Origin of the sequence: Azospirillum formosense (genome assembly GCF_013340925.1) — a bacterium.
Classification (GTDB): Bacteria; Pseudomonadota; Alphaproteobacteria; order Azospirillales; family Azospirillaceae; genus Azospirillum; species Azospirillum formosense.
In genome coordinates, this window is sequence record NZ_WHOR01000369.1 from 1 (window position 1) to 4473 (window position 4473).

The window sequence follows — 4473 nt, forward strand, 5'->3', positions numbered from 1 at the left end:
CTACTCGTAACACCGAGATCGCAGGCCGGGCCGGGTCCGCGTCCCGGCGGGTGTCGTCGGGCGGGTTGCCGGGGCGCGGACCCGGCCCGGCCTGCGATCCCGGGGTTACGAGTAGACGGGTGCGAACTCCTTCGGCGCGCCCGCCTGCGACCAGTAGGGCGACAGCGAGCGCAGCTTCGCGATGATGCCGGGGACCACCGCGATCACCCGGTCGATCTCCTCCTCGGTTGTCTCGCGCGACAGGGAGAAGCGGGTGGCGCCGTGGGCGGCGGTGTAGGGCACGCCCATCGCCCGCATCACGTGGCTCGGCTCCAGCGACCCGGAGGTGCAGGCCGACCCCGACGAGGCGGCGATGCCGGCCTCGTTTAGCAGCAGGAGGATCGCCTCGCCCTCGATGTATTCGAAGGCGACGTTGCAGGTGTTGGGCAGGCGGTTGGCCGGGTTGCCGGTGACGAAGCAGTTCGGGACGGCGGCCAGGATGGCCTGCTCCAGCTTATCGCGCAGCGCCTTCACCCGCGTGTTCTCATCGGTCATGTGCAGCAGGGCCAGCTGTGCGGCCGCTCCCAGCCCGACGATGCCCGGCGCGTTCTCCGTGCCGGCGCGGCGCGAGCGCTCCTGGTGGCCGCCGCGCAGCATCGGGCGGAAGCGCAGGCCGCGCTTGACGTAGAGCGCGCCGATGCCCTTGGGCGCGTGCAGCTTGTGGCCGGACAGCGACAGCATGTCCACAGCGCTGGTGGCGAGCGTCATCGGGATCTTGCCGACCGCCTGCACCGCGTCGGTGTGGAACACCGCTCCCGCCGCCTTGGCGAGCTGGGCCAGCTCCTCGATCGGGAAGATCGTCCCGGTCTCGTTGTTCGCCCACATGATCGAGACGATGGCGACGTCCGGCCCCAGCGCCGCCTTGTAGGCGTCGAGGTCGAGGTTGCCCCGGTTGTCCACGCCGATGCGGTGGACGGTGTAGCCGCGCTTCTTCTCCAGATAGTCGCACAGCGCCAGGACGGCGGGATGCTCGACCACGCTGGTGACGATGCTTTTCTTCTTCGGATAGGCCTCCAGCACCGACAGGATGGCGGTGTTGTCGCTCTCCGTGCCGCCGGAGGTGAAGACGATCTCGCTGTCATGGGCGGCGCCGAGCAGCGCCTGCACCTGCTTGCGCGCCCATTCGATCTTGCCGCCCACCGCGGCGCCGAAGCCGTGCATGGAGGAGGGGTTGCCGAACTGCTCGGTGAACAGCGGCAGCATCTCCGCCAGCACCTCCGGATCGACGCGGGTGGTGGCGTTGTTGTCGAGGTAAATGCCTTGCGCGGTCATGGCTCAGGCCCCCACCGGCAGGAGGGAGGCGGGCTTGACGCGGACGAACTCGCCCAGCGCCTCGACCAGCTTGGCCTGCACGCCCATCATGGTGCCGGCGGACTGCGAACAGCCGGAGCAGGCACCGGACAGCCGGACGTAGATGTCCTTGCCGTCGATGTCCACCAGCTCCACGTCGCCGCCGTCGCGCTGGATCTGCGGGCGCAGCTCCTCGATGGCGAGCATGATCTTCTGCATGCGTTGCACGTTCGTGAGCTTCGCCGGGGCGGCCTCGGCCTTTGGGGCCAGCGGCTTGATGGCGTCAAGCCCGACCGTGCCGGGGGCGTGGGCCTTGGGCGGGGCCAGCGCGCCGGTCTTGGCGAGCACGGCCTCCAGCACCTCCTCGATCTTCTCGTGGCAGGTCTGGCAGGAGCCGCCGGCCTTGGTGTAGTGGGTGACCTCCTCCAGCGTGGTCAGGCTGTTGACGGTCACCGCGCGCTCGATCATCGCCACGTCGATGCCGAAGCACTTGCAGACCAGCTCGCCTTCCTCGTGGTCGTCGACCCACTCCTCGCCCTTGAAGTTGGCGATGGCGGCGCGGAGCGCCTCGGCGCCCATGACCGAACAGTGCATCTTCTCCGGCGGCAGGCCGCCCAGATACTCGGCGATGTCGCGGTTGGTGACGGCCAGCGCCTCGTCCACCGTCTTGCCGATGATCATCTCCGTCAGCGCCGACGAGGACGCGATGGCCGAGCCGCAGCCGAAGGTCTGGAACTTCGCGTCCTCGATGACCTGGCTGTCGGGGTTGACCTTCATCATCAGCTTCAGGGCGTCGCCGCAGGTGATCGACCCGACCTCGCCCACGGCGTTCGCCTCATCCAGCGCGCCGGCGTTCTTCGGGTTGAAGAAGTGTTCCTTGACCTTGTCGGTGTAGTTCCACATGACGCCTTGCCTTTCCCGCGTTACCGGGTGGGGGGAGAGTGTTCGGGGTTAGTGGGCGGTGCCGCAGCCGCCGGCCGACGGCGCGGAGGAGCAGCTGCCCCCCGGACCCGCCGAGAAGGACTTGCCGCAGCCGCAGCTGCCCGTGGCGTTGGGGTTGTCGAACTTGAAGCCCGCGCCCTCGACCCCTTCGACGAAATCGACCACCACACCGGTCAGGAAGGGCTGGCTGGTCGGATCGACGAAGATCGTCACCGGGCCGAAGGTGAGCACGGCGTCCTCGTCGCCCGCCGTGGCCTCCAGGCCCATCTGGTACTTCATGCCGGCGCAGCCGCCGTCGGCCACCGCGATGCGCAGGCCGGCCGCGGCGCCGCCGGACTTCGCCAGCACGCGCTCCAGGGTGTTCACCGCCGCATCCGTCAGGGTCACCATGTCTGCCGCCTCCAAATGCTCCGTCGGGCATGCCGACCGATCTTGGCGGTGAAACAGCAAGCGGTGTGCCAATTCATAAGCTGTTGATTTTTATGGATTGTCAGATTGGTGGGCTGATGCTTTCCCGACAATTGTCAGGTCGGCCCCCTGTCGGGTTTATGACATCCTGCGACGAAAGGACGCACAATTTATTTATGGGCTTTTGCGAAGCCCGCTTGCGGCTCATACAGAATTGTCGGTCGGGCGCACGGTTTCGCACAACAATGGAAGGGAACGGGTGATGGAGCGGCCGGTCGAACTGCGGATGTCCAACGGGTGCATGGCCTTCGGCGAGGTGCCCGAGCACATCGATGAGAAGCTCCAGGAGGCCGTGAAGGCCCGGCCCGACGCCGCGGCTTGCGAGGCCCTGCTGTGGGAGGCCCACCGGACGGGTCCGCGCGTCCTTCCGGTCTTCTACGCGCTCTACAAATTCTACTTCAACCGCAAGCGCTTTGCGGACGCGGAGCGCGTAGCGATGATCGGGCTGGACGCGGCGGCGCGCGAGGGCGGCTATCCCGGCGATTGGCGGAGCCTGCGCGCCGACAGCACGGAGTGGACGAAGGAAGGGCCGCCGCGCTTCACCCTGTTCACCCTGAAGGCGCTGGCCTTCATCACCCTGCGCAGCGAGCGGGTGGAGGAGGCGACGGCGATCCTTGCCAAACTGGTGGAGATCGACCCGCAGGATCAGGTCGGCTACGGCGTCATCGCCGCGTTGGCGAAGGGCGTGGGGGACGAGTAATCCGGGAAAGGGATGGGTGACAGACGGATCGGACCCGGTCAGTCACCCGCCCCGAAGCACACGGCCTCCGCGCCGCAATCGCGGCAGACCGGCGCGCCGCAGGGGATCAGCCCGTCCCGGGCGCAGAGGAAGCGGTAGAGAAAAGCCTTCCAGCGCGCGCCGGTGGCGTTCAGCAGAGCCAGCGATTCGAAATGGCGCTCCATCAGCGCCGCGAGATGGCTCGGGCCGGCCAGCCCGAGGTCGCGCCACAGTTCACCATCGTCCAACATCGCCCGTGCGATGAGAGTGGCCAGCCATTCCTCCTCCTCGATGCCCAGCGTGCGGTGGGCGAGCAGGAGGGCGGCGATGTCGTCCGCCTCGCTCCGGAGAAGCGGCGGCAAGGGGGTGGGCGAGCTGTCGGGCACCGGAAGGCCGGCCGTGAAGGCGCCGGGAAAGTAGCGGTCGAGAAGCTGGCCGAGCGCCCGGTCGTCCAGTCCCAACGCGCCCGGACCCGCCGGCCAGCGGCGGGCCAGGATGCAGGCGAACAGATGCGCGTCGAAGACGTTGCAGCGTCCTTGGCGGTCGGTCAGCCAACGGTACAGCCGCGTGGTGTCGCCCGCCCCCGGCGGGGCGGCGTGCAGGATGCCCATGGCTCCGTTCTCCGGGGGTGGTCAGACAGGGTCGGCGGCCGTCAGGCCGCCTGGGGCAAGTGGGTGATGCAGTTCTTGGAGCAGACCTTGCCGCAGCTCTCGCAGCCGATGCAGTTGCCGGCGTTCTTGACGCTCATGACCTTCTTCTCGGCCTCGTCGTCGAAGGCGTCGACGATGTCGCCGTCCTCGGTGATGCCGATCAGCTCCAGCACGTCGCGGCCGCAGACCTTGAAGCAGCGGCCGCAGCCGATGCACATCTTCTGGTCGACGCTTTCCACGAATTTCGGCGTCCAGGCGGCGCCGCCGCGGGTGGTGCCGGTCACGAACTCAGCCATCGTCTGCTCCTCAATCGGGCTTGGTGTGTTGTTTGGTGGGGGTGGGTGTTGCCGTTGCCCCCTCCCTAAC

6 protein-coding genes are annotated in these 4473 nt (G+C 68.1%); 1 reads left to right on the forward strand and 5 read right to left on the reverse strand.

Annotated features, from left to right (window positions below; all coding sequences use genetic code 11):
• Positions 1-105: 105 nt before the first annotated feature.
• Genes nifS through GBZ26_RS27390 form a run of 3 tightly spaced genes read right to left on the reverse strand, consistent with a single transcriptional unit; the run spans position 106 to position 2661 of the window.
• Entirely contained in the window at positions 106-1311 is a 1206-nt protein-coding gene (nifS, locus tag GBZ26_RS27380; RefSeq protein WP_174441515.1) for a cysteine desulfurase NifS, read from the reverse strand.
• Between the two features lie 3 nt (positions 1312-1314).
• A complete protein-coding gene (nifU, locus tag GBZ26_RS27385; RefSeq protein ID WP_174441516.1) occupies positions 1315-2232 on the reverse strand; it encodes a Fe-S cluster assembly protein NifU in 918 nt (305 codons plus the stop codon).
• A 48-nt stretch (positions 2233-2280) separates the two neighbouring features.
• Entirely contained in the window at positions 2281-2661 is a 381-nt protein-coding gene (locus GBZ26_RS27390) for a HesB/IscA family protein (protein WP_137102562.1), read from the reverse strand.
• A gap of 280 nt (positions 2662-2941) precedes the next feature.
• On the opposite strand from GBZ26_RS27390, the gene GBZ26_RS27395 reads away from it, so the two are divergent.
• Positions 2942-3439, forward strand: coding sequence for a hypothetical protein (locus GBZ26_RS27395; RefSeq protein ID WP_174441517.1), 498 nt, complete (start codon positions 2942-2944; stop codon positions 3437-3439).
• A gap of 38 nt (positions 3440-3477) precedes the next feature.
• Here the strand turns inward: GBZ26_RS27395 and GBZ26_RS27400 are convergent, their stop codons facing one another.
• Together GBZ26_RS27400 and fdxB are read right to left on the reverse strand one after the other, a co-directional pair.
• Positions 3478-4068: a nitrogen fixation protein NifQ gene (locus GBZ26_RS27400; RefSeq protein ID WP_174441518.1), complete on the reverse strand. Its 591-nt coding sequence runs from the start codon at positions 4066-4068 to the stop codon at positions 3478-3480.
• A 41-nt stretch (positions 4069-4109) separates the two neighbouring features.
• The gene (fdxB, locus tag GBZ26_RS27405; RefSeq protein ID WP_094305894.1) at positions 4110-4403 is read right to left on the reverse strand and encodes a ferredoxin III, nif-specific; all 294 of its coding nucleotides are present in this window, start codon (positions 4401-4403) and stop codon (positions 4110-4112) included.
• Between the last annotated feature and the right edge of the window lie 70 nt (positions 4404-4473).

Coding starts and splice junctions, on each gene's coding strand:
- nifU (WP_174441516.1), bottom strand. CDS start 2,232: ATGTGGAACTACACCGACAAGGTCAAGGAACACTTCTTCAACCCGAAG.
- GBZ26_RS27390 (WP_137102562.1), bottom strand. CDS start 2,661: ATGGTGACCCTGACGGATGCGGCGGTGAACACCCTGGAGCGCGTGCTG.
- GBZ26_RS27400 (WP_174441518.1), bottom strand. CDS start 4,068: ATGGGCATCCTGCACGCCGCCCCGCCGGGGGCGGGCGACACCACGCGG.
- GBZ26_RS27395 (WP_174441517.1), top strand. CDS start 2,942: ATGGAGCGGCCGGTCGAACTGCGGATGTCCAACGGGTGCATGGCCTTC.
- fdxB (WP_094305894.1), bottom strand. CDS start 4,403: ATGGCTGAGTTCGTGACCGGCACCACCCGCGGCGGCGCCGCCTGGACG.
- nifS (WP_174441515.1), bottom strand. CDS start 1,311: ATGACCGCGCAAGGCATTTACCTCGACAACAACGCCACCACCCGCGTC.